This window comes from Candidatus Nitrospira bockiana (assembly GCF_965152565.1).
In genome coordinates, this window is sequence record NZ_OZ224215.1 from 797794 (window position 1) to 822373 (window position 24580).

General features: G+C 64.6%; 17 protein-coding genes. 14 read left to right on the forward strand and 3 right to left on the reverse strand.

Going from position 1 to position 24580, the window contains the following annotated elements; genetic code table 11:
• The first annotated feature begins 213 nt into the window (after nucleotides 1–213).
• Nucleotides 214–372, forward strand: a complete 159-nt coding sequence (locus ACWHYV_RS04145) for a hypothetical protein (protein ID WP_447979394.1) — start codon at nucleotides 214–216, stop codon at nucleotides 370–372.
• Nucleotides 373–436: 64 nt separating this feature from the next.
• Here the strand turns inward: ACWHYV_RS04145 and ACWHYV_RS04150 are convergent, their stop codons facing one another.
• The gene (locus ACWHYV_RS04150; RefSeq protein ID WP_447979395.1) at nucleotides 437–1444 is read right to left on the reverse strand and encodes a S1C family serine protease; all 1008 of its coding nucleotides are present in this window, start codon (nucleotides 1442–1444) and stop codon (nucleotides 437–439) included.
• 108 nt (nucleotides 1445–1552) lie between these two features.
• On the opposite strand from ACWHYV_RS04150, the gene ACWHYV_RS04155 reads away from it, so the two are divergent.
• The 4 genes from ACWHYV_RS04155 to ACWHYV_RS04170 all read left to right on the forward strand — a co-directional run bounded on the left by ACWHYV_RS04155 (nucleotide 1553) and on the right by ACWHYV_RS04170 (nucleotide 6202).
• Complete coding sequence (locus ACWHYV_RS04155) at nucleotides 1553–3100, forward strand: ATP-dependent DNA ligase (protein ID WP_447979396.1); 1548 nt, start codon at nucleotides 1553–1555, stop codon at nucleotides 3098–3100.
• Between the two features lie 62 nt (nucleotides 3101–3162).
• Nucleotides 3163–3777 (forward strand): hypothetical protein, encoded by a 615-nt coding sequence (locus ACWHYV_RS04160; RefSeq protein ID WP_447979397.1) that lies wholly within the window; start codon nucleotides 3163–3165, stop codon nucleotides 3775–3777.
• A 300-nt stretch (nucleotides 3778–4077) separates the two neighbouring features.
• The gene (locus ACWHYV_RS04165; protein WP_447979398.1) at nucleotides 4078–4254 is read left to right on the forward strand and encodes a hypothetical protein; all 177 of its coding nucleotides are present in this window, start codon (nucleotides 4078–4080) and stop codon (nucleotides 4252–4254) included.
• 22 nt (nucleotides 4255–4276) lie between these two features.
• Nucleotides 4277–6202 (forward strand): cytochrome ubiquinol oxidase subunit I, encoded by a 1926-nt coding sequence (locus ACWHYV_RS04170; protein WP_447979399.1) that lies wholly within the window; start codon nucleotides 4277–4279, stop codon nucleotides 6200–6202.
• 62 nt (nucleotides 6203–6264) lie between these two features.
• On the opposite strand, the gene ACWHYV_RS04175 is transcribed toward ACWHYV_RS04170, so the two are convergent.
• Complete coding sequence (locus ACWHYV_RS04175; protein ID WP_447979400.1) at nucleotides 6265–7374, reverse strand: glycosyltransferase; 1110 nt, start codon at nucleotides 7372–7374, stop codon at nucleotides 6265–6267.
• A gap of 178 nt (nucleotides 7375–7552) precedes the next feature.
• On the opposite strand from ACWHYV_RS04175, the gene ACWHYV_RS04180 reads away from it, so the two are divergent.
• The 9 genes from ACWHYV_RS04180 (at nucleotide 7553) to ACWHYV_RS04220 (ending at nucleotide 23926) form a co-directional block, all read left to right on the forward strand.
• Nucleotides 7553–8236 carry a response regulator gene (locus tag ACWHYV_RS04180; RefSeq protein WP_447979401.1) on the forward strand — a complete coding sequence of 228 codons (684 nt, stop codon included), beginning with the start codon at nucleotides 7553–7555 and terminating at the stop codon, nucleotides 8234–8236.
• A complete protein-coding gene (locus ACWHYV_RS04185; protein WP_447979402.1) occupies nucleotides 8233–9660 on the forward strand; it encodes a HAMP domain-containing sensor histidine kinase in 1428 nt (475 codons plus the stop codon). The genes ACWHYV_RS04180 and ACWHYV_RS04185 overlap by 4 nt, the downstream gene beginning before the upstream one ends.
• Nucleotides 9661–9735: 75 nt before the next feature.
• Complete coding sequence (locus tag ACWHYV_RS04190) at nucleotides 9736–11763, forward strand: sensor histidine kinase (protein ID WP_447979403.1); 2028 nt, start codon at nucleotides 9736–9738, stop codon at nucleotides 11761–11763.
• Complete coding sequence (locus ACWHYV_RS04195) at nucleotides 11739–13145, forward strand: sigma-54-dependent transcriptional regulator (protein WP_447979404.1); 1407 nt, start codon at nucleotides 11739–11741, stop codon at nucleotides 13143–13145. The genes ACWHYV_RS04190 and ACWHYV_RS04195 overlap by 25 nt, the downstream gene beginning before the upstream one ends.
• A 432-nt stretch (nucleotides 13146–13577) precedes the next feature.
• Nucleotides 13578–18467 (forward strand): multicopper oxidase domain-containing protein, encoded by a 4890-nt coding sequence (locus ACWHYV_RS04200; RefSeq protein WP_447979405.1) that lies wholly within the window; start codon nucleotides 13578–13580, stop codon nucleotides 18465–18467.
• Nucleotides 18468–19733: 1266 nt separating this feature from the next.
• A complete protein-coding gene (locus ACWHYV_RS04205) occupies nucleotides 19734–21032 on the forward strand; it encodes an ATP-binding protein (RefSeq protein WP_447979406.1) in 1299 nt (432 codons plus the stop codon).
• Nucleotides 21029–22387 carry a sigma-54-dependent transcriptional regulator gene (locus ACWHYV_RS04210; protein ID WP_447979407.1) on the forward strand — a complete coding sequence of 453 codons (1359 nt, stop codon included), beginning with the start codon at nucleotides 21029–21031 and terminating at the stop codon, nucleotides 22385–22387. Before ACWHYV_RS04205 ends, ACWHYV_RS04210 begins: the two co-directional genes overlap by 4 nt.
• 733 nt (nucleotides 22388–23120) lie before the next feature.
• Complete coding sequence (locus ACWHYV_RS04215) at nucleotides 23121–23384, forward strand: hypothetical protein (RefSeq protein ID WP_447979408.1); 264 nt, start codon at nucleotides 23121–23123, stop codon at nucleotides 23382–23384.
• Between the two features lie 20 nt (nucleotides 23385–23404).
• The gene (locus ACWHYV_RS04220; RefSeq protein WP_447979409.1) at nucleotides 23405–23926 is read left to right on the forward strand and encodes a carboxypeptidase-like regulatory domain-containing protein; all 522 of its coding nucleotides are present in this window, start codon (nucleotides 23405–23407) and stop codon (nucleotides 23924–23926) included.
• Between the two features lie 200 nt (nucleotides 23927–24126).
• Here ACWHYV_RS04220 and ACWHYV_RS04225 read toward each other — a convergent pair whose 3' ends face one another.
• Nucleotides 24127–24429: a hypothetical protein gene (locus ACWHYV_RS04225; protein WP_447979410.1), complete on the reverse strand. Its 303-nt coding sequence runs from the start codon at nucleotides 24427–24429 to the stop codon at nucleotides 24127–24129.
• Between the last annotated feature and the right edge of the window lie 151 nt (nucleotides 24430–24580).

The window sequence follows — 24580 nt, forward strand, 5'->3', positions numbered from 1 at the left end:
ATCGACGTGGACAAGGGGTGAAGACCGGGCCGGCCCCTCTTGATTCACCCCAAAACGGGCTTACTTCAATGAGGCCGCGCCGGCCCCTGCGAGCCGACTGGGCTCAGGTCGGTGGATTGAAATGCGGCCCACCGGCCTGAGACCGCCGGGGAACCCTCTGGCGCGAGCGGTGTTGCGAAAGCCCTGATCTGTGAAAAGAATGAGGAGGGTGAGATGACGTGTACCAAGTGTGGTGGATTCATGGTCGAAGAGTATGATGCCTCATCCGATGTCGATGCCTACGAGTGGAAGTGCGTGAACTGCGGGCGGCGGATCTCGCCCGGAGCCTGGCGCCGCAATGGATCACGCCCCGGTCTGAAGCACGCCGCCTGACGGCCGGGCCGGTGAGTCAACACTCACCGGCCCGGCCGATGCGGATGGTCCTCTCGGAGTAGGGCTACGATGCGCCCAGCCTGATCTTCAAAACCTGCTCCTGTTGCCCGCGCAACACCTTGACCGCGACCGTTTGGCCGGGTGATGTCCGCTCGATCAAATAGTTCTTCAGTTGCACGCCGTCGGTGATGGTCGTCTCATCGATCGACAGCAGGATGTCGCCCTTACGAATCCCGCCGTCGTAGGCCGGCCCCATCGACTCGGATACCGCCACCCGCCACCGCGTGCCGCTCTTGACGGCGGTGAGCTGAACCCCCAAGCGCGAAAAGCCGGGCTGTCGGCCTTCGATCAGCGCGGCGACGACGCGCTGCACCAGCTGGCCCGGCACCGAGAACGCGAACCGGCTGCAGCGCCGCTCGCCCTGGGTCGTTTCGGTCTGGATGATGGCATGCACGACCCCGATCACGTCGCCGTTCGCATTGAAGAGGCCCGCCCCGGAGTTCCCGCTGCACGCCGAGAGATCCACCTGAAACAGCCGTGTGTCCACCGTGGGCACGAAGGTGTTCGGGTTCCCCAATCGGCCGAAGGCCACGGCCGGTCCCCAGCCGAGCGGATAGCCGACGGTGAACAGCTCCTCCCCGGCCTCCGGCTCCTGCTCCGTGAGGCGGACCGCCGGCGGCAGAGTCCCGACGTCGGGGCGGATGCGATAGACGGCGATGTCGAGAAAGGCGTTGACGCCGACGAGCGAGGCGGGCAGCTCATCGAGCTCGGTCGTGAGCACGCGCACGTCTTTGGGGCTCATCGGTCGTCCGCTCTCGTCACGGTCGACGACGTGCCGGGCGGTGACGATATAGCCGTCCCCGATATGGAACCCCGACCCGATCGGCGTGAAGTGGGCCGGGGTCGCCTCGGCCGGGGTCGCCGGGTCCAAGATCCCGACCGTGGCCCGTTTCGCCTTGTCGATGCCCGGCGCGAAGCGGGGGGTGGGCGGCTCGGCGCCGATGGCAGGGAGCCCAAGGAGGCTGACAAACGCCGCCGCCGACAGCATAATCGAACAGAAGGATGGCATCATGAAGAACCCTCTCTCATCAGGAGTGCTCCGCGCACTCTAGCAGAGTCGGGTGCTCGTCACCAGTCGACCGCGCACACGGGCAACCGATGAGTGCTCACATGGAGTGACATGGTGCTTGCCGACCTCGTCCGTACCAGCCGGGCGGTCGCCGAGACCGCGAGCCGGCTGGAAAAGATCGCAGCGCTCGCCGCCTGTCTGCGACGGCTGCCGCCCGAGGAGGTCGAGATCGGCGTGAGCTATCTCACCGGACGGTTGCGCCAAGGCAACATTGGAATTGGGCCGGCACTGCTCGATTCGGCTCGTCACGCGCATGCGGAGGCCCCGTCGCTCACGCTCGGCGAGGTCGACCGCGCCTTCGGGGAGATCCAAGGGGCCACCGGGCCGGGCTCGACGGCGCGGCGCCGCGCGCGGCTCCAGGCTCTGTTCGCCCGGGCCACGACGGAGGAGCAGGGTTTCCTTCTCCGTCTGGCCGTCGGAGAGCTGCGGCAAGGGGCGCTCGAAGGCATCATGGTGGATGCCGTCGCGCGGGCCTCCGAGCTGCCGGCTTCCGAGATCCGCCGGGCGCTCATGTTGGCCGGGGACGTGGCCCGGGTGGCCCGCGCGGCGTTGACCGACGGCCGCGTCGGACTCGGTCGATTCCGGCTCACCCCGCTCCAGCCGGTCCATCCGATGTTGGCGACGCCGGCGGAGGACGTGACCGAGGCCCTCGCCCAGCTCCAGCGGGCCGGGTTCGAATACAAGATGGATGGAGCCCGCATCCAGGTCCACAAGGTCGGCCGCGAGGTTCGCGTCTTCAGCCGGACGTTGAACGACGTGACGGCGTCGGTCCCCGACCTCGTCGAGGTGATCCAGGAACTGCCCGCCCACGCCCTCATTCTCGACGGCGAGGCCTTGGCGTTTCGGTCCGACGGCCTGCCCCATCCGTTTCAAGTGACGATGCGCCGCTTCGGCCGTAAGCTCGACGTGGCCGCGATGCGGGCGCAGTTGCCGCTCACGCCGTTTCTGTTCGATTGTCTTCACCGGGACGGGGAGGATCTGATCGACCGCCCTTCGGAACAGCGACTCGCCGTCCTCGACGACGCGGTCCCCGCCGTTCATCGGACGCCGAGGGTCGTCACCGCCAGCCCGACGGCGGCCGAGGACTTCCTGCAGGCGGCGTTGAGCCGCGGCCATGAAGGGCTGATGGCGAAGGCGCTCGATGCCCCGTACGAAGCCGGCCGTCGAGGCAGCGCCTGGCTCAAGATCAAGCGGGCCCACACGCTCGACCTCGTCGTGCTCGCGGCCGAATGGGGACACGGCCGCCGGCAGGGTTGGCTGAGCAATCTGCATCTCGGCGCTCGAGACCCGGAGCGCGGCGGCTTCGTCATGCTCGGCAAGACCTTCAAGGGCATGACCGACGCGCTGTTGGAATGGCAAACGAAGAGACTCCTGGCGCTCGAGATCGCCCGCGAGGGGATCACCGTCCACGTGAAGCCCGAGCTGGTCGTCGAAATCGAGTTCAACGACCTGCAGGCGAGCCCCCACTACCCGGGCGGGCTGGCGCTCCGCTTCGCGCGGGTGATCCGGTATCGACCGGACAAGACGGCCGACCACGCCGATACGATCGAGACCGTCCGTGCCCTCTACGCCCGGCAGGCCGGCCCGGAAACCGTTTGACTCCCTACAGGCTTCCCGCTATGCTCCGTCGCCGTCGCTGCCGCTCGGCGAAGGAGGTGGGCATGAGGAAGGAGACGGGCTCCGCGGTCTCGGTGCTGCTCTTGGCGGTCGGGCTCTACTCGGGCTGCGCGACCCATGGCGACGTCGTCAACCTGCGCGAGGACGTGTACAAGGAGCTCGCGGCCACCCGGGCGCACTTGAACGAGCGGGTCGACCTCGCGGCCGATCAGTTGGAAGCCAAGAAGAAAGCCCTGCAGGAGCAGACGCAGCAGGCGCTGGCCGATCTGAAGAATCAGATGAGCAGCCTGGCGGGCCTGCACGCCAAGCTCAAAGAGCTTCAGGCGCAGGACGAACGGCAACAGAAGGCCCTCGACGACCTCAAGCATCAGGTCGTCACGCTCGGTGCGGCCCAAGCGGGCATCAAGGACCTCCAGCAGCAGGCCGAGGTCTCGCGGCAGGCCGTTGCAGAGCTCCGGACGCGCCTGGACGCGGTGCAGAAGGACCGCGCCCGTCTCCAGCAGCTCATCCAGGTGCTGGAAGAGACGTTTCTCCGTTCATTGAAGGCGGAGCAGGTGGAGCTCCGCGATCGCCTGAAGGCGTTGGACCAATCGGTCAAAGATCTCGAACACGCCGGCCTGCCCACTGCCGCCCCCACCGTGGTGACCACCAAGCCCTGACCTTCCGCCCCCGCCCGTCGGACGGACGAGCAGGGTAAATCAACCCAAGCGCTCGATCCGGCGCCCCTGAACGTCCGCCTCCACCACGCTACCGACTAACTTCCCGCGCCCGCGTGGCCGTGTTCGGTCGCGGTCTGTCGTGACCTGTCACGGCCGTATTCCACGATCTTTCGCAGTCACCCTGTCTCCCCCCGCCGATCGCTCCCGTTTGTATCGTCTTTTCACGAGCTTCCTGGACATCGGGGACCGGTACAAGCCATGCAAGACGTCTCACACAGGACGAAGGGATCAGGAGCGCGGATGATCGGGCCGTTCGACCTGGATCAATGGAGTCTCATCGTTGCGATCGCGGGCGTCGTCCTGCTCGCGCTCGGCAACCTGGTCATGTCTTCACCTCCGGTGACGCCGGACCTCGAGGAGGCGCCGCCGTCTCGTCGGGCTCCGATCTTCACCGCGAAGGATTTGTGGGGAAGGTAGCCGCGTCGAAAAGGAGCAAACCATGATGACCTGGAATCGTCGCATCCGATGGGTGGCCCTTGTCGTCGGCCTGTACATGCTGGGGACGATGGCGGTCCCCGCTTCGTTCATGTTCCCGGTCGAGCCGGCATGGGCGCAACCCGAAGGTGAGGCCCCGGCCGGGACCGCGGCCGAGGGGGCGCCTGCGGTCGAGAAATCGCGGGACGTCTACTACAAGTCCGAGGGCGTGGTGTCCGGCCCGCCGGCACCGAAGACCTCGGACAGCACCAAGGACTACCCGCGCTACAACTTCGAGAGCCGGGTGCTGATCTGGTTCGCCAACCAGCAGCATCTCTACTACGCGAGCTTCGTTCTGGCCGTCCCGATCTTCTGCATGATCATCGAGTTCATGGGGATGGTGACGAAGGATCCGGTCGCGGCGAAGCGGTACGACCGGCTCGCCTACGACTTCATCAAGATCAGCCTCACGGCCTACTCGTTGACCGCGATCCTCGGCGGGATCCTGTTGTTCTCGTTCCTCGCGCTCTATCCGACGTTCTTCGGGTATCTGGCGAGCATCTTCCGGCCGGTGATGCACATCTACGCCCTCCTGTTCGTCGCCGAGAGCGGCACGCTCTACATCTATTACTACGGGTGGGATCGGATGAAGGAAGGGCTGCTCAAGTGGATCCACCTGAGCATGTCCGTCGTGCTGAACGTCATCGGCACCGTGCTGATGTTCCTCGCCAACTCCTGGATCGGGTTCATGATGTCGCCGGCGGGGGTGGACGACCAGGGGCGCTACCTGGGCAATATCTGGCACGCGATCCACACCGCGCTCTGGAACCCGATCAACCTGCATCGCATCCTCGGGAACATGGCGTTCGGCGGCAGCGTCGTCGCCGCTTACGCGGCGTACCGGTTCGTCTCGGCGAAGACCGACGAGGAACGGGCCCACTACGACTGGATGGGCTATGTCGCGATGTTCATCGCGGTGCTCTTCCTGATCCCGCTGCCGTTCGCCGGCTATTGGCTCATGCGCGAGGTCTATGCCTACCGGCAGCAGATGGGGATCACGCTCATGGGCGGCCTCCTCGCCTGGCTCTTCATCATCCAGGCGACGATGATCGGGGCCCTGTTCCTCACGTCGAGCTACTACCTCTGGCAGTGCCTCGATCGGATGCGCGGCGCCGAGAAGTACCAGCGCTACATCAAGTACGTCGTCTTCGTCATGGTCATGAGCTTCCTCGTGTTCATCACCCCGCACACGATGGTCATGACGCCCGCGGAGCTGAAGGCGATGGGCGGCCAGCAGCACCCGGTGCTCGGCAATTACGGGGTCATGTCCGCCAAGAACGGCGGCGTGAACATCCTGATCGTCTCGACGGTGTTGAGCTTCATCTGGTACCAGCGGGGCAACCGGATCCCGACGGTTTCGTGGACCAAGTTCGGCAACATCTTCATGGGCTGCTTCTTTGTCTTCGGGGCCGTCAACATCATCTGGCTCGCGATCTACGGGTACTACATCCCGGCGAACGTTCGGGTCGGACTGTCGGTCCCGCAGGTCGCGACCACGCTCTCGTGCCTGCTGCTGATGACCCCGTTGAACCTCGCCATGTTGAAGGGCGCCAGGCAAGCGGGCCCGGTCGAATGGGGACGGATGTCCCTGCGCTCCCAGTACGCGCTGATCATGCTCGCGACGGAGTTCACCTGGATGATGGCCCTGATGGGCTACATCCGATCCTCGGTCCGGCTCTTCTGGCACGTCAACGAGATCATGCGCGACAGCTCGCCGTGGGCCTATACGCATACGACGGGCTTCGCCGCGAACATGATCTCGTTCAACGTCCTGTTCTTCTGGATCAGCATCCTGTTCGTCTTCTGGCTGGCCTCGCTCGGGGCCAAGACGGCCAAGCAGGAGGAGCGGGTGCCGATCCCGGGCGTGGTGCCCCAACCCGCCCCGCGATGAGCGGCGAGCCGTCCAACGACCCGCGTGCCGGGTCGGGCGCCGGGAGTGTGGTCGGGCGGGGATCAGTGCGGCCGGCCGTGCGGAAACCTGCGCGCCATGCCGGCGGTCCCTTTGGAGGACCGCCGGGTCCCGCGCCCGGCTGAGGACCGGGCTGCACGCGTCCGGACGAGCTGGTCATAGAGCGCGTGGTACGAAGCAGCGGCGACGCTCGCCGTGGCATGGGCTTCGAACCAGGCGCGGCAGGCGGCTCTCGACAGCGACGGGACGCCTCGAAGCGCCTCCTCAAGCTTGGCCCGGGTGTCACAGACCACGCCGGTGACACCCTGTTCGATCAAGTCCAGCGCCTCCACACGTCCATACACCACGACGGGAGTGCCGCAAGCCAACGCTTCCAGGACATCGTCGTTGAGCGCAGAGGATGAATCAGGGCAGGCGATAAGCGCCGCCGCCCGGCTCAAGGCATGCCGACGCTCAACGAGAGTCGCGGGGAGTCGGGAGGCAAGCGTGCCGAGATGCCGCGGCTCGTGGTCCGGATCGTCCTGCCGGGCGCCGGCGGGTTCCGGCTCCAGGACATCGACATGGAAGCCGAGCTCCGTTCCGACCTCGACCGCCGAGAGGAGCGAGCGTGCATCTCCCCGCCCGGCCACGACCAGCGACCGAGAGGGAAGAAGGCCGAGTCTGTACGTGTCAGCCCCAAGCCCGTACGGGATCGTGCCCATCCAATTGAGCCAGGGAAGTGCGGCTGGCTGCCGGTCCGAGACCGCCACGAGCGGCAACTCCTCGTACAGATCGAACACGGCGGCGATCTCCATGATCGACAAGCGATCGCACACCGTGGCGATGGCAGGAACCGGGCTGCGCTGGAGCATCGGAAACAGGAAGAAGCCGGCATGGGAATGAATGACGTCGAATCGCCCGGGGACCTTCACGACCTGCTCCCACAGCATGACCAGCGGAAGGTTGCGCTTGAGCGAGGGGTTCTTGATCCCCGAGGGGTGGGGTTTGCCGTCTCCCCGGCGCGAAGAGGACGGGAGCCAGGCCGCGTCGAACACGGTGACGTCATGGCCGAGCCCGGTCAGCGCATCGGTCAGGTCAAAGATCATCCGGTGCAGCGCGCTGGAGCTCGACGCGGAGACGCGCTCCCACGGTGGGGCGATCTGAGCGATCCTCATGCCCGGATGTCGTAGCCAAGGAAGATGAACCATCGGCGAACGAAACATGAAATTCTCTTCATCATCCCGTCGCCCGGGTGTCTTGGGCAGGCGCCGTCGAATGCCGAGCGGACGGTCGGAGGCAGATATCCGGCGGGCCTTCGGTGTATGGTAGGAGCCAACTGAATGAGGAGCGACGATGAGGATCCTGGTGGTGGAAGACGATTGCAACCTGGGCCAGTTCATCCGCAAGGGCCTCAAGGAAGAACGGTACGCCGTGGACCTCGCCGACGACGGCGAAACCGGTCTTCAGTTCGCGCTCGCGAACCCGTACGAGTTGCTGATCGTGGACATCATGCTCCCCAAGATCGACGGCCTCACGCTCTGCCGTCGTCTCCGAGTCGCCGGGAACGCCACCCCGATCCTCCTCCTCACGGCACGGGACGCCACGGAGGACAAGGTCGAGGGCCTGGATGCGGGGGCCGACGACTACCTGACGAAGCCCTTCGCGTTCGTCGAGCTGTTGGCCCGGGTGCGGGCCTTGCTGCGCCGCGGAGGGCCCCAGCACCTCACGCGGCTGAAGGTGGCGGACCTCGACGTGGACCCGGCGTCGCGGCGCGTCTGGCGGGCCGGAAAGGAGATCGCGCTCACCAACAAGGAGTATCTGCTCCTGGAGTTCCTGCTGCGCAACAAGAACCGCGTGCTGACCCGCACGGCCATCATCCAGCACGTCTGGGATCTCAACTACGATCCCATGACGAACATCGTCGATGCGCACATTCGGGCGCTGCGGCTGAAGATCGACCGCGACTTCTCGCCGCCGTTGATCACGACCGTGCGCGGCGCCGGCTACATGCTGGAAGAGCCCGAGAACCGCTCATGAAGTCGTTTCGCGGCGTCCTCCGCCGGTCGATGCTCGGGCTGGTGATCACGCTCGTGACCGTCTCCAGCGTGCTCATCTACTGGGGTCTTGAGACCCTCCTTTATCAATACGTGGACAGCCGGCTCTGGGCGCTGGCGGATACGCTGGCGAGCTTCATCGAGCAACGGCCGGAGCTGCTGCCCCGGTCGGACGACGATCTCCTGCCGAGGTTGCGGGGGTCGCGAAGCGACGACGAGCGGCACGACCTGCGCGAGGCGTCCCATTCGGTTCACCTGCTCGCGCCGGACGGCCGGCTCATCTGGCAGGGCTCGGAGGCCGTGCCGCGCCCGCCCATGACCGCGGACGCGCTCGAGCGGCTGCAGAACGGCGACGCGGTCTTCGAGACGCTGTCGCTTTCCGGCCAGTCGCCCATCCGGCGCGTCTCGATCCCGGTGCCCCGGTCGGGCGAGATCCGATACATCCTGCAGGCCGAGGCGTCTCTGCAATTCTCTCAGAAGACCCTGACGGGGCTGCTCGTCCTGCTGGTCATCGTGACGGCCGGCACGGGGGCGATGGCCTGGGCCAGCAGCCGGTGGCTGGCCGACAAGTTGACCACGCCGTTGAAAGCGTTGAGCGCCACCGTGGAGAGGATTTCGGGGACCGATCGGGCCCTTCCGTCCGCGCCGGACGCCCCGTATGAGGAATTCCAGCAGTTCGTCTCGGCCTTCAACGCCATGCTCGGACGGCTGCGGAAGTCGTCGGACAGTCACCGCCGCTTCGTCGATCATGCCGCGCACGAGATGCAGACGCCGTTGACGGTTCTGCAGGCGAACCTCGAAGTCACCCTTCACAAGGCGCGTACGATCGAGGAGTACCGTGAGGCGCTGTTGACCAATCTCGAGCAGGTCGAACGGCTGGTGACGTTGACCCGTGAATTGCTGACCTTGACCCGGTTTGCAGGCGACCGGCCCCCGGTACGCTTGGCCCCGCTCGCGCTCGAGCCGCTCGTGCGCGACCTGCTCGCCGAATTGACGGTGCTGGCCGATGATCGGCACATCGCGTTGATCTTGGACGCTCGCCCGGTTCCGCTCGTCCAGGGGGATCCGTCCTGGCTGAAGCAGCTCCTCATCAACCTGCTCGACAACGCCCTGCGCTATACCGAGGCCGGAGGAACGGTCACCGTGCGGCTGCACCCGGACGGGCCGCGGATCGCCGTCGCGGTGCAGGATACCGGCCCCGGCATCGAGCCCCACCACCTGCCGCACTTGTTCGAGCGCTTTTATCGGACCGATGCGGCGCGTGCGAGGGATTCGGGCGGCACGGGCCTCGGGCTTCCGATCGTCAAAGAGATCGCGGAGGTGCACGGGGGCACCATTACCGTGGAGAGCAAGGTGGGGAAGGGGACGACCTTCACGCTCCTGCTCCCCGCGCTGCCCGTCTGCTGATCCGGAGATGCCGCTCAGTCGCTTGGTCTCTTCCGGGCGGCTACGCTAGAATGAGCGTCGATCGAGGGGAGTGGATTGCGCATCCGAAGCATCAAGGCCAGGATGGTGCTCGCCATCGTCCTGGTGGGCTGTGTGCCGCTCGTGATCGGGCTCGTCCTGGCGTCGATGGCCGGGATGCGGGACCTCGGTCACGTCATCGGCGGGAACTTCCAGGCCATCGCCGAACAGGTCGCCGAGCGCGTGAGCCTGTTGGTCCATGGGGAGGTCCAGAACCTGCGCCTCCTCGCGTCGGCCCCCCTCCGCGTTCGGCTGCCGGTGTCCATGGCCAACGCCGCCTATCCCGACTCGGAGTCCGCGGTAGCCGCGTTGATCGAGCGGCGGGCGCGTGAATGGGAGCAAGGCCGAGAGGCCGACGCGCTCCTCAACCCCGAGCTGTCCCGCTTCCTGCTCGAGCACACCGTCAACGAAGGCGACAAGGTCGTCGGCCTCCTGATCACCGACGCGCACGGCGCCGTGGTGGCCGCCAGCTCGCCGCCCGACCAGTACGTGGTCGGGCGCGAGCCCTGGTGGCAGCGGCTGCACGACGATCCCGCTCAGACCGTGTACATCAGCGACGTCATTGCGGCCCGCAAAGGCAGCTTCCGCTCCCCGGACGAGACGATCGACATCGCGGTGCCGATCCTCGACGAGCATCAACACCGCGTGATCGGGGCCATCAAGGCGTCGTATCGGCTCGACGCCCTGTTCGCGCTCGTCAACCAGGTCCGGATCGGCCAAACGGGCCATGCGATGTTGTTCAACGCGGCGGGGCAGCCCGTCGTCTGCCCGATCCTGCCCCGCCAAGCGCATCGGATTCCCGAGACCCTCATGCGCCATATCGTGTCCGATGAGCCGGGATGGATCGTCGCCGAGGACGACGGCCACGGCGCGCATGAGACGGTCGTCGGCTTCGCGCCCGTCAGCGGGCTGGGGACGCCCGAGAACGGATGGCACATCTTCGTGCGCCAGCATCCGTCGGAGAGCTATGCCCCCATCTGGGAGCAGTTCCGCAAGTTCGGGCTCATCGGTCTCCTCATGGTCACGGTGCTGGCGGCCATGGCCCGATACGTGGGTGCCCGTATCGCCCACCCGATTCAGGTCCTGCACAAGGGCGTCGAGTCGATCCGGCGGGGTGACTATCGCGGGCCGTTGGCGGTGAAGACCGGCGATGAATTCGAAGAGCTCGCCGGCGCGATCGACCGGATGGCGGCCAATCTCCAGCAGTCGCGCGCCGAGCTGGAAGCGTTGAACCAGGAGCTTGCGAGACGGGTGGAGGAGAAGACGGCCGAAGTCGCCAGCCAGATGCGGAAGCTGGAATTGTCGGAACGGCTGGCGGCGCTCGGAAAGGTGGCCAGCGGAGTCGCGCACGAGATCAACAATCCGCTCGGGATCATCGTCAACCGCATCGAGTGCATGGAGGCGGAAGCGACCGACTGGCCGCTGCCTCAAGACGTCGCCCGGGATCTCGCGGCGATCCGGGCTCAGGCGGAGCGCATCTCCCGCGTGACCCAGAGCATGCTGAGCCTTTCGCGGGGGGCGGCGACGACGCTCAAACCGATCGACCTCAACTGTCTCATCCGGAGCACGCTCACGGTGGCCGGGGAGCGGGTGTCGGCGCGGGGTCTCACGATCGAATCCGTCCTCGATCCGGCCCTACCGCCGGTCATGGGGGATCGAGTACGATTGGAGACGGTCGTGCTCAATCTGATCAACAACGCCATCGATGCCGTGCAGTCCCTGGGCGGGGAGGGGCGGATCCGCGTCGAATCCGGGCGCGCTCCGACCGCGGAGGGGGAATGGGTCACCGTACGCGTCCTGGACAACGGGCCGGGGATCCCCGCGGCGATGCTCGGCCGGATCTTCGATCCGTTCTTCACGACGAAACCGGCGGGACAGGGCAACGGCTTGGGGCTGTTTCTGAGCTATGCGATCGTCGCCGAGCACCGCGGGCGGCTCGAAGCCGCAAACGGCGGGCCGGGAGCGATTCTGACGGTGTCGTTGCCCGCCCTGGGAGGGGCGACACAGGAGCAGGAGTCGGGATGGGAGTCCACGGCAAGGTCCTGATCGTCGACGACGAGCCGGAGGCGCTGGAGAACTGCCGGCGCATCTTGACGCGCCTTCGCTACCACTGCGTGACCGAACGCGATCCGCTCCGTGCGCTCGATCTCCTCGAGCGCGAGCGGCCCGGACTGGTCTTGACCGATCTCCGGATGCCGGGCCTCGACGGCATCGGCATCCTCAATGCCGCGAAGGAGCTCGATCCAGAGGTGCACGTGGTCTTGCTGACCGCGTACGCGACCGTGGAAACCGCCGTCACCTCGATGCGGCAGGGGGCCTTCGATTATCTGACCAAGCCGTTCTCGAGCGCCCAGTTGGAAGAGGTCGCCCGCCGTGCGTTCGAGACCGGCCGACCGGCGATCGGCACGGAGCCGGAGCGCGCGCCGGCCCCCTCCGTGGTCATGGACGGCGTGCGGATCATCGGGGACAGCGCGCCGATGAAGCAGGTCGGGGAGTTGATCCGCCGGGTCGCCCCGACGGCGGCGACGGTGCTGATCCATGGGGAAAGCGGAACGGGAAAAGAATTGGTCGCCCGCGCGCTCCATCACTCCAGCAAGCGAGCCGGTCGCCCGTTCATCCCCGTCGATTGTGCGTCGCTGCCCGATACCCTGCTCGAGTCCGAGCTGTTCGGGCACGAGCGCGGCGCCTTTACCGGCGCCCATGCCGCCAAACCGGGCCTCTTCGAGCTCGCCGACGGGGGCACGCTCTTCCTGGACGAAGTCGGCGCGATGAGCGAGGTGCTCCAAGCGCGCCTGCTGCGCGTCCTCCAAGAACGGCAGGTCCGGCGCGTCGGCGGGACGCGCTTTCTCGATATCGACGTGCGGGTCGTCGCCGCCTCGAATCGGGATCTCGAGCAGGCGGCTCGGGAGGGAAGCTTCCGCCACGATCTGTATTATCGCTTGAACGTCATCCAGATCACACTCCCGCCCCTCAGAGAGCGGAAGGGGGACATTCCCGTTCTCGCCGAGGAGTTTCTCGCCCGTCATACGCCCAATGGGGACGAGGCCGAACGGGGAGCCTTACGCTTCGACTCCGAGGCGCTCGATCTCCTCCTGCGCTACGACTGGCCGGGCAACGTGCGGGAGTTGCAGAACGTGGTCGAGCACGCGGCGGCGCTCGCCGACGAGCCCGTCATTCGGGTCCCGCACCTCCCGGAGCGGTTCGCCGTGCTCCGAACCGACCCGGTCGGGTCTGCGCCGGACCTCCCGGGCGGGCTGCGCTTCAAACATGCCAAACAGGAAATGCTGCGGTCGTTCGAGCGGGATTTTCTCCTCGACCTCCTCAAACGCCACGAAGGCCGGATGAGCCGTGCCGCCAAAGAAGCCGGCGTCGATCGCAAGACGATCGAGCGTCTGGTGAAAAAGCACGGTCTTCGCCCCAAGTACTGAGCCTTCCTCCCGCCCGTGTGGCCGGTCTCCTTCCGGCATGGGGCATCTCCGTCCCACCGGGATCGCTCCGCCCCATTCGAACTCAGCGATTGAACGACCCTCTTCCACACGGCATGGGACCGCTCTGTCCCATAGCACTCGGTGCGTCGGACACCCGTTGTAAGTCATCGATCTACCAGGGCCGGTTTGCGCATAGATGCCGCCCTGCAGGGTACACGCTTTGCATCGTTCCGCAAGGCTTGTTTTGGGCGGTCATCACGTCCTCATGAACCTGTCGTATGACGATCTCGGTGGAGGGAAGGGAAGGAAAGGACCGGCCTCCGATCGTTCCCCCGTGCAATGCGGACATCCCTCCACCGTTATTTTCTCATCTGGTGCGCAGCCCTATTCAGCGATTTGAGTTGCGAGATCTTAGTTACTAGAGGAGGGTCAATGAACATGGTCAGTAGTCCCACACGCGAGTCTCATCGCTCGGCCCCGCGCATGCTCATCGCGCTGGTCGCCGTGCTCCTCGGTGTCCCGGCGCTGGTGGCGCAGGCGGAGCCCGCGCATCATGCGGCGGCCTCCGCCGGCGGGCACGGCGCGACATCGACGGCGATGAATCATCCGTCTCCCGAATGGGCGGAGAAGCTCAAAGGTCAGACCATCATCGAAGACAGCTTCGAAGGCCATCCGGAGCGGACGGCCATGGTCGAGCGGCAACACCAACGGATCATGGAGCAGATGCAGCAGGACGGGGCCGCGCAGCATACGGGCGGCTTCTTCAACCAGGTGAACATGATGCACCAGTATGGAGCCGGCGGCCAGGACGTCCTGCTGATGTCCCAGGGCGGCGTCGAGCCGGTATCGAACCTGGCGGGCCGGTGCCCGGCGTCCGCCCCGGTCAAGCACTACGATGTGTCGGCGATCAACGTCGAGATCACCCTGAACATGTGGCTGGACTATTATCCCGGCTACATGTACGTCCTGACGGAGCACGTCGAGAAGGTCCGGGAGGAGGAGGCCAAGAACAAAGAGGCCCGCGGCAAGGAAGGCCATGACCCGGGTGCCGTGAAGAACGGCCTCCAGAGTCAATGGATCCAACCGCTCGTCATCCGGGGCAACCAAGGCGACTGCGTCAAGATCACGCTCCGCAACCAGCTCGAAGGCGGCGAAGAGGTCAGCCTGCACATCCATGGTTCGAGCATGGTCGTGAGCGCCACGGGCAAACCCGCGACGACGACGAACCCCGACGCCGTCGCGGCGCAAGGCAAGAGCATCGACCTCGAGTGGTACATTCCGCCCACGATGCAGGAGGGCAGCCGCCAGTTCCACAGCTACAGCAACGACCGCGAGCTGACCGTGATGGGGCTCTTCGGGGCGTTCATCGTCGAACCGAAGGGCTCGGACTATCTGGACCCGCTGGGCACCGGCGAGCCGACCCCGCTCAAGAGCGGGTGGCAGGCGATCATCAAGAACGGGACGGGGCCCGACTTCCGCGAGTTCGTCATCATGTACCACGAGGTCGGGGACGAGGCGTTCCGCCCGGTCAACAAGCGGGGGGACTTCATCCCGCAGCGGGACCCGCTCACGGACGTCTATCGGCCGGTCGCCCGCGCCCTGAACTATCGCAGTGAGCCGTTCGGCGTCGACAACATGGAGACGCAGCACGAGTACTTCGGCTTCGAGGACGAGTCGATGGCCTACAGCGCCTATACCTTCGGCGATCCGGCCACGACGGTTCCGCGCAGCTACCTCGGCGATCCGGCCAAGTTCCGGCTCGTGCACGGCGGATCCGAAGTCTTCCACTCACACCATCCGCACGGCGGCTCCATCCGCTGGCCGCGGAGCCCGCGCGCGATCGATCAGATGCCGCTCTGGCAGGCGGCCAAGAACGGCCCCGTCAAGTATCCGGTGATCCGCGCCAAGTCTGACCGCGTGGACGTGGAGGTCATCGGGCCGTCGGAGACCATGGACCTCGAAACCGAGTGCGGCTCCGGCCTCTGCCAGCAGCTCTCGGGCGACTTCCTCTTCCATTGCCACGTGGCGCACCACTACATCGCGGGCATGTGGGGCTACTGGCGCGTCTACAACACGCTCCAGCAGGGGGAGTACCACAACGACACGATGCCGGATCTGCGCGAGCTCCCGGACCGCGCCGGGCGGATCAAGCCGGGGGTGACGTCCGACCAGCTCGTGGGCACGACCGTGGACTGGTTCGGGAAGCAGTTCAGGATCGTGGACAAGGGCAAGACCGATTGGAAGGCGACCCCGCCCGTGGTCCATGTCAAGGACTGGGTGCAGCTCTTCCTGCCGCCGCAGGGCAAGCCGGGGCACAAGGACGACGAGCGCGGCCAGACGCTCTCGTACGACGCGAGCGTGCTGAACTGGGCGTGGAACGGCAACCGGGCGATGACCGAGCCGGAGAACACAGTTCCCAATCCCCGGTACCAGTCCCCGGCGCCCGGCCAGCGGCTGCCGATCCTCTTCGAGCCCCAGACCGGAAAGGTCGCCTGGCCGCATCTGAAGCCGCATTTCGGGCGCCGGGTGCCCTTCTCGGGCACGCACAATCCGTCGCCGTGGCTGGAGCCGATTCACCTCGAGGAGGACGGCGTGACCAGCTCGTACCCGGCGAAGCCGGGCGAGAACGGCCGCTGGAGCATGTGTCCGGAGAACGCCGGGCGGAAGACCTACAACGTCCACTTCATCCACACGCCGATGAAATTGGCGGACAAGCGCGGAGACCAGCCGGCCCTCGTCGATGAGGGCGGGCTGATCTACGTGCTCCATGAAGAGGAGGCGGAGGTCCGAAAGAACAACGACCGGAAGTATCCGCTGGTGGTCCGGGCGAACATCTATGATTGCATCGACTGGATGCTGACGAGCGAGTGGGAGGACGACGATTCCACGAACTTCCATTCCTCGAAGATCAACACGCACTGGCATTTCCTGCAGTTCGACAATCAATCGTCGGACGGCGTGATCACCGGCTTCTCCTACGAGCAGTCGGTGCGGCCGTTCACGATGCTGGAGAAGAAGGTCAACAAGGGGCTCCCGCTGCCGTTGAACACGGTGCTGACCCAGCCGGCCAAGAAAGGGCAGCGGACGCTGACGGTGAAGAACGCCGCGCAGTACCATCCGAACATCGAGATCCTGATCGGGGCGGACAACGTCGGCGGGAACGAGATCGGGCGGATCAAGGCGATCAAGGGCAACACCCTCGAGCTCGTCCGGCCCTTGCGGTTCGATCATCCCGTGAAGGACATCGTCACGGTCGAGTTCGTCCGCCAGCGATTCTGGGTCGACGCCGACGTCGGGACCGTGTTTTGGCACGACCACGCGCTCGGCCGCGTGACGTGGGGGCACGGGGGCTTCGGCACGATCATCATCGAGCCGGTGGGATCGACCTATCACGACCCGAAGACCGGGAAGGAGATCCGGAGCGGGCCCGTGGCGGACATTCGGACCGTCGAGCCGGTCGGCTATCACGTGAACGGAAGCTTCCGGGAGCTGCTGGTCCAGGTGCACGACAGCGTCCCGCATACCGTGAACATCGTCACCGAGGGGAACCCGCCGGGCCAGCCGATCGAGGTGGCGCTGGAGGCCGGCAAGACGATCTCGTTCATCATGCCGGAGCACATCCCCCACTCGCCGATGCCGTTCCTGAACGGGGGCACGCATACGACCGGCAGCGGGCTGAACTTCCGCGCCGAGCCGATCGCGACGCGCTTGAAGAACAATCCCGACCACTCGCAGATCTTCAGCAGCGCGGTGCACGGCGACCCGTACACCCCCATGGTCCGGGCGTACCTGGGCGACACGGTCGTGTTTCGGTTGCTGCAGACCATGGCGAACGAGACGTCCGTGTGGACCTTGTCCGGGCACACGTTCCTGACCGAACGCTACGCCGGCGATGCGAACCGCAAGAACTCGATCCACATCGGGATCGCCGAACGGTACGACCTCGTCGTGCCGCAGGCGGGCGGCCCGAGGCTGCAGCCGGGCGATTACATCCACTTCAACGGCCGGGATTCGCACTTCTCGGAAGGCGCCTGGGGGATCCTCCGTGTGCTGGACAAGGACGTGCCGGATCTTCAGAAGCTGCCGGCCGGGTACACGGGACGCAGCGAGATTCCAAAGCCGCTCCCGGTGTGCCCGGAGGGCGCGCCGGTGAAGACCTTCAACGTCGTGGCGATGGACTATCCGGCCATGACCTTCAACCCGAAGGCGCCGGAGGCGATCGAGGTGGACTTCGAGCGGAAGATCCAGATCGCGAATCCCGAGGCGAAGATCTATGCCCTCGAGGAAGACGTGTCGAAGGTTGCCCAAGGGCCGGCGGCGCTCCATCCGATGCCGCTGACGATCCGGGCCAACGTCGGCGATTGCCTCAAGGTGAAGCTCACGAACAAGATGAAGAGCAGCCGCGCCTCGTTCTCGGCGATCTCGCTGGCGTTCGATCCGAAGGACTCGCTGGGCGCGAACGTCGGCAACAATCCCGGAGACCAGACGATCGCGCCGGGCGAGAGCCGGGTCTACACGTACTATGCCGATCCGTTCCTGGGCGAGATCGCGTCGCTGGTCTGGGATTGGGGGAACGTGATGGTGAATCCGCGCAACGGCCTGTTCGGCGCCGTCATCATCGGGCCGAAGGGGGCGACGTACCGGGATCCGAAGACCGGCGCGGATATCTCGATGAAGAACAGTTGGATCGCCGACGTGATCGTGGACCGGACGGTGCCGGGGTACGAGCACCGCCGCAACTACCGCGACGCGGCGCTGTTCTTCCAGGATGAGGACAACATCATCGGGACGAGCTTCATGCCGTACGTGCAAAACGCCGCCGGGCTGACCGGCGTGAACTATCGATCGGAGCCGTACAAGTTCCGCGAAGAGGCGGGCTGCACGCTCGGCAAGATGTTCCAGCCGTGCACCGCGGACAAACCCGAAGATCCGGTGACGCCGATCATCGAGGCGCACGCCGGCGATCCGGTCCGGATCCATGTGTTCGGCGCGAGCAGCGAGCAGAACGGCATGTTCAGCGTGGAGAAGCACGAGTGGCCGATCGAGCCGTTCATGCCGGGCGCGGACGACATCAGCGTCGTCGAATTCGCCGGGTCCGAGACGCTCGATGCGTTCATTCCTTCGGCCGGCGGTCCGTACCGGCAGACCGGCGACTTCGTGTGGAGCAACCAGCGCCTGCCGTACTCGCAATCCGGCCAGTGGGGCTACCTGCGCGTGCTGCCGGCCGGCGACCAGCGCCTCCTGCCGCTCACTGAAGGCGGGGCCGGCTCGCGGCGCGCCGCGGTCAGCGAGGCGGGTCTCCTGCCGATCGCATCGAAGTAAGGCAACGGGTCCCGAGAGGCGCCGACGCCTCTCGGGACCCGCTCACCAAGCCGTCCGATTGCTTTCCTCTCGAGGTTGGGCTTTCGTCTGCCCGTCGTCCGGCATCACGGCTGATCCAGTCCAGTAAGACCCTTGGCCCGCGCCGAACGAACCATACAGACAGCTAGCTCTACAGTCTCCCCTTCATCAGGCTGCCGACCCCAACGCCCAGGGTGCAAGGTAAGCAGCCGACCATCGTAGACGGCACCGCGTGCTGTATGTGCGGCACGAGGAAGAGGCGCTTGTTCGCACCAATGAAGATCTTCACCATTGGCTGAGATTGCCGATTCTCTCTCGCGCCCCTGCTCGTCGCAAGTGAGACGAGAAATGCCAGCGGGAGAGAGATGCAAAATTTGCATCGTGGTGAAAGACAACGAGGGGGAGATTGAGTTGAATCTGTGCCGGCTTGAATCCTGACAAGGAATGCGGCTGGTGACGACGCGTGCAAAGTTTGCACTGTCTGGCCGCGCTCCGGCGATGCAGGCGTTTTACACCCCGGATATCAGGCCGAGAGAAGCAACTCTGAACGGCACGGCGATTGCTGTATCTGGAACAGGATCTCTCCTGGGGAAAACGCGGACGAATGAGGCCGGTAACCTGTAGAGCCTGCGCCAAAGCTCTCACCATGGGAATTTGGGACCGTGCGGAACGTCTCCTTCCTCGGAGAGCGAATGGCGGGGCTGGACTCTAGAACGGTGATGGTGCTCGGATTCCACGACCCACAAAGGCCTTCAAAGGAGCGGCCTAGACAGGCGATCAAGAAGAAGTCTCCACGAAGAACACAGACATGAGCGATTGGACCGAAGAACGCGACCGAAATGGTGCATGAGCAGGGCCTTTGAAAGGAGGACGTCCGTGATGCGGAGCAAGGGAAGCAATCAACCGTCAGATGAGAAGAGGGAGCGATACTGTGACCGATGCGCCCGCCGTTCAAGGACCCTGATTTTCGATGAAGTGACCCTGCGTGAGCTCTGCCCCACCTGCCGACGGGAGCTCGAGAACCGGCGCGTCGACCTCTATCATCGCGGCCGGCAAAAGGCATGAGAGATTCTGAGGGGCCTCACTCCTGGGGGACTGAATGTACTCCCTACAGCCGAGCGTGTTAGCATAGCGCAGCGTCACTTCTCCGGGTGTTTTTGGATGTTCCGGCCCGCTCCAGAGACCACGCTCTTTCGTAAGACTCCCTTCCGACTGATCGCTTCCGTCTTGGTTATTGTGGCTCTCGCCGTGGTGGTGATCTTGGTGTTCAGCCTCGAGCATGAAACGTTGATGCTCCTCGGGCTGAGGCAAGGGGCATCCGGACCGGCGGAGCTCTTCGCAGCCCTGTGGCCCCGCCGGGATCTGATTGCCATCACCGTTCTCCTCTTTCTGCTCATCGGAGTGGGCATTGCCGCGGTCATTACCTTTGTTCATTACGGGAGCACCCGGCGGACGTTGGAAGAAGTCAAAGGTCTTGCCCGTAACATTCTTCAGAGTATCCCTACAGGGGTCCTCACCGTGAACCAAACCGGGCTGATCACCGCGGTCAACCCCGCCGCAGAAGCGATCCTCCAACGACCAGCCATCGAGGTGCTGGGTCAGAGCTATGAATCCGTCTTCGCCGAAGACGATCCCATGCGACTGGAGCTAGACCGTGCTCGCCGGCGAGAACACGTGGATCATCACGACATCGCCTATACAAACGGGGGGCATGCCCGGATGGTCCGCGTGACCACCGCGGATCTCACCGAGGAACACGGTCGACCTGCGGGGACTCTTCTATTGATCAAAGACGTGACGGAGCTCTTGAGCCTCGAGCGGCAGGTGCGGGTGACTGAAAAGTTGGCCGGGTTACAAGCCCTGTCGGCCGGCGTCGCGCATGAATTGCGCAACCCGCTCAGCGCCGTGGATTTAAACCTGCACTTGTTGGAGGAGGAGCTGAGAGAGCACGCGCCGCTTTCAGCCAGGGCCATTCAATATCTGCAGGTGCTGAATGGCGAAAGCAAGCGACTGTCTGCGATTCTGGACAACTTCATGCGGTTCGCCCGTCCGGCGTCGATCAATCTCCATGCGGTCGACATCAAAGGGCTGATCGCCCATATCGCTTCGTTGCTGCAATATGAGGCCGAGCAGCGGAACGTGCGGTTCGAGATCCTGATCGCAGAACGCTTGCCTGCTCTGCTCGGCGACGAGACGCAAATCAGCCAAGTACTCGTGAATATCATGGTGAATGCCTTTCAAGCGATGCCGGATGGCGGCGTGTGCAGGATTACCGTCGCGGGGCAACAGGTGGAGGGAAAAGAGAGCCTGGAGATTACCGTGCACGATACGGGCATTGGGATCAAACGAGAGGCGTTGTCTCGGCTCTTTGAGCCGTTCTATACCACCAAACCCAGCGGAAGCGGGCTGGGATTGGCGATTGCCTACCGCATCGTCGAAGACCACGGCGGTACGATTGAGATCGAGAGTGTACCGGGGAGTGGAACGACGGTGGTCGTCCGACTCCCGGCACCGGGTGATCGACAAACCATCGCGGCGACGACATGAAACAGCCCGGGAATATCCTCGTCGTCGAAGACGAGGTCAACATTCGAGCCGCCCTCCTGACGCTGCTGGAGAAGCAAGGACATCGCGCTCGCGGGGCCTGGACGGCCGAGGAGGCATTGGCTCTCTTGCAGGAGCGCCCGGCCGACCTCGTGATTACCGATCTGAAGATGCCGGGGATGGGCGGCATGGAGTTTCTACGGCGCGTCAGCCGGGAATACCCCAACACCGAGACGGTCGTGATGACGGCGTATGGTTCCATTGATACGGCGGTCGAAGCGATGCGATTGGGAGCCTACGATTACCTGACGAAGCCCATCGATCGTGAACGGTTCCCGTTGGTCGTCGAGAAGGCGCTGGAACGGCACTTCCTGGCGGCGGAAAATCAGCAATTGCGGGATCGGCTTGAAACGCGGACTCGGTTTGAGCTGATCATCGGCGAGACCGAGCCGATGCAGCGTGTCTGTCATCTCGTGGACATGGTGGCCGGAAACGATGTCACGGTCCTGCTGACCGGGGAAAGCGGGACCGGGAAGGAGGTCATTGCTCGTGCGATTCATCACAAGAGCCCCCGGGCTTCCGGGCCGTTTGTCACGCTGAATTGCGGCGCCTTGCCCGAGAATTTGCTTGAGAGCGAGCTCTTTGGCTACGAGAAAGGGGCCTTTACGGGGGCGGTCGCGACGAAGGCCGGACGGTTTGAGCTCGCGAACGGCGGGACGTTGCTGCTCGACGAAGTAGGGGAATTATCACTGAAATCTCAGGTGGATTTCCTTCGTATCCTCGAGACAAAGGAGTTTCGGCGATTAGGGGGAACCAAGATCGTGAAGGTCGACGTCCGCATCATTGCGGCGACCAATCGAAACCTTGAAGAAGCGGTCAAGGACGGAACGTTTCGAGAAGACTTGTACTATCGCCTGAATGTCGTCCCCATCAAGCTCCCGCCGTTGCGCGAGCGCCCGGACGATATTCCGCTGCTCATCGAGACCTTCCTCCGCGGATTCAGCGCGCAACATGAACGGGAGCCGAAGGAGATCTCCAAGGAAGCCATGCGTCTGCTTCGACTGTACGCCTGGCCGGGGAATATCCGCCAGCTGCGTAACGTGGTCGAGCGGCTCGTGGTGACCGTCCCGGACCGGCGGATTGTGCCGGAGCATCTCCCCGATGAGATTCAAGCCAGCAAGGAAGACGCCCGCACGATGTTGGTGACCTTGGGGACGACATTGCAACAGATCGAGCGTGAAGTGATCCGGCGAACCCTCACGGAAGTGACCAATCATCGAGAAAGGGCGGCCAAACTCCTGGGAATCAGCCTCCGTGCTCTGATGTATAAGATCAAGGCATACGGCATTCGAGACTGACGCTTGAATTGCCCCACGCTTCCACCTGCCCCCGGCCGAACGGAATCCCCTTCTTCCCAGCCCCTGATCGGATCTCATGCAATTCTTGCACGTACCGGTGTAGGCGCCACTGGGCGCGATCACGCCAACCTCCCTAACGCCTTGGTTTTTTGACGTCTCGCTTGCTCGCCCCGCGTGGCATTTTCCCTGCAGCCTGCGTTTGGACCCCGAGGAGCGGCTGACCCTTGGCCATTGCTCCACGTGGCCTCGTCTGGGTGGTCTTCTTGAAGCGGGAACCGCGGGATAAGAACCAGTGAGTGCACGTGGCGAGTTCCGGATCGGATTGTTCGAGGCGGCGTGCGCAGCGGCTCTGGTTCTGGTTGTGGTCGGAGAGGTATGGCTATCCGGCATAGGAGCGAGCGTCTTTGTCGCGCTGCTGATCGGCGTGTTCGCTGTGATTCGTGATGTGGTCCGCTTGTTGTGGTGGAGCGAACCTGAACAGCGGCCGCGGCCCGCGCGGAACGCCCATATAAAGGAGGAGGCATGATCGGCGGCGGTGCTTCAGACCGACTCATCGATAGGGTGCGGAGTGGGCGGAGCCAGTGAGCTGCCTCTAAGCTTCCTCTCGAAGTCACGTCAGCGATCATCGGTCCCAAGATGAGTCATCGGTTACACACGTGGCTCATTCGAACCGAGTCCATGGTTGCGGCAGGATCACCGTGTACAGAACTGCATGCAGCGTGAGGACGGTGCGGTGGCTACGATTTGGGGCAACGTCACGCAGGTAGTACCAAGCCCGGGGAACCCCGGAATCGTCGTCAGCACAAGGGCCGGGCTTCACGGCGAGTTGCGGATCCGGGCCCTCGTTGAAGCAACCACCTTCATCGCACGAGGCGTCCAGCGGATACCGCTGACGGATATCCATGAAGGGGAGTTTATCGAGCTGACCTATCTCAATAAGCCGCAGGGGCTGATCGCCGAGTCGATTTATGTTCGTGCCGATCCCCACGGGTCATGATGCTTGGAAAGGGGTGCTGCATGGAGGTGCTTGTCGTTCAACTTCCGCGGGGCTGTTCGGCCATCGGTGTGGATGTCTCGACGAACGTCGCCTTCACCAATCACAACGGCATCTTCTCGGCTCTCATGGAGAACGGCGTGAGGGATCTCGACGGCGTTGTTCGTTACCCCAGAGAGGGACGAACGTTTCTGTCCGCCGTATACGATTTCCTGTTTCTGAACGGCTACCGCGTTTACATGGAGAGTTGGGCCCTGTCCATTGACCATCCCTATTATGCGATGACGGGTCCCGACGGACGGTTTACACTCTCCGATGTTCCGCCCGGTCAATACCGTCTGGTCGCTTGGCATCCCGCGATCGGCGTGACTATGGAGCGACCGGTGACGGTCCCATCGGGCGGTTCCGTCACCCAAGATTTCCTCCTCCAGGCCCCGGAAGGCCGGCGAAGCGCCCACGAGTTGGTCGAGAATCCACATTATGGTCCGGAGGCTCTCGGGAAACCTCTTCAGATCGTTCCGACCCTCATCCTGCAGCGCCCCTAACCGGGATCACACTCTGACGGCTCGTGACGAAACCGCCAAGACCCAAGCGAGACGGGCGCGCGGAGTCCAGAGGGGCCAAGGCGTACTTGAAAGGGTACGTGGAGACCCGAGCGGCGGGCCTGTCCGCGCGCGCCTCGCCTTTCCCGCCGAACGATTGTGCCGCACGGAGCTGAAGAGACGACGGCCCAGGCGGGCAGAGGCTATCGACGCCGAGAGTCGGAGCGGGACAGCAGATAGCCCACGAGCAGGAGCCCTCCGAGGACGAGCCAGGGGTGCGCCGCCACCCGGGCTTCGAGCCGTTGTTGCGTCTGCTCCCAACGTCCCCTGAACCGGTCCAGCGCACGATCGACTGCCTGTTGGGATTCCTGTCTGATTTCATGGACGGCCGCCTTCACGCGCTCCACGGCGGCATCGAGCCGCGCTTCGACCTTGTCGAGGCCGTGATCGATGGCCTCCCGGACGTCCTCGATCGGCTCCGCCCCTTCGTTGGCTCGCTGTTCCATATTCGTTCCCCCACGCCCTTCGATGTTGTCCTCACCCTTCGCCACGGTGGTTGGTCTCTACGTTAAGATGCGGCCAGGGATCGTGACCATCGGATGACGGCACCCGGTGTGTCGGACGGTTCCTTCTTCTCAGCGAGCACGGGACCGGATG

Bases quoted from the DNA above. Each gene is read 5' to 3' on its own strand.
- ACWHYV_RS04195 (WP_447979404.1), top strand. From the start codon at position 11,739: ATGGGAGTCCACGGCAAGGTCCTGATCGTCGACGACGAGCCGGAGGCG.
- ACWHYV_RS04225 (WP_447979410.1), bottom strand. From the start codon at position 24,429: ATGGAACAGCGAGCCAACGAAGGGGCGGAGCCGATCGAGGACGTCCGG.
- ACWHYV_RS04155 (WP_447979396.1), top strand. From the start codon at position 1,553: ATGGTGCTTGCCGACCTCGTCCGTACCAGCCGGGCGGTCGCCGAGACC.
- ACWHYV_RS04145 (WP_447979394.1), top strand. From the start codon at position 214: ATGACGTGTACCAAGTGTGGTGGATTCATGGTCGAAGAGTATGATGCC.
- ACWHYV_RS04210 (WP_447979407.1), top strand. From the start codon at position 21,029: ATGAAACAGCCCGGGAATATCCTCGTCGTCGAAGACGAGGTCAACATT.
- ACWHYV_RS04160 (WP_447979397.1), top strand. From the start codon at position 3,163: ATGAGGAAGGAGACGGGCTCCGCGGTCTCGGTGCTGCTCTTGGCGGTC.
- ACWHYV_RS04220 (WP_447979409.1), top strand. From the start codon at position 23,405: ATGGAGGTGCTTGTCGTTCAACTTCCGCGGGGCTGTTCGGCCATCGGT.
- ACWHYV_RS04150 (WP_447979395.1), bottom strand. From the start codon at position 1,444: ATGATGCCATCCTTCTGTTCGATTATGCTGTCGGCGGCGGCGTTTGTC.
- ACWHYV_RS04185 (WP_447979402.1), top strand. From the start codon at position 8,233: ATGAAGTCGTTTCGCGGCGTCCTCCGCCGGTCGATGCTCGGGCTGGTG.
- ACWHYV_RS04200 (WP_447979405.1), top strand. From the start codon at position 13,578: ATGAACATGGTCAGTAGTCCCACACGCGAGTCTCATCGCTCGGCCCCG.
- ACWHYV_RS04180 (WP_447979401.1), top strand. From the start codon at position 7,553: ATGAGGATCCTGGTGGTGGAAGACGATTGCAACCTGGGCCAGTTCATC.
- ACWHYV_RS04165 (WP_447979398.1), top strand. From the start codon at position 4,078: ATGATCGGGCCGTTCGACCTGGATCAATGGAGTCTCATCGTTGCGATC.
- ACWHYV_RS04170 (WP_447979399.1), top strand. From the start codon at position 4,277: ATGATGACCTGGAATCGTCGCATCCGATGGGTGGCCCTTGTCGTCGGC.
- ACWHYV_RS04175 (WP_447979400.1), bottom strand. From the start codon at position 7,374: ATGAGGATCGCTCAGATCGCCCCACCGTGGGAGCGCGTCTCCGCGTCG.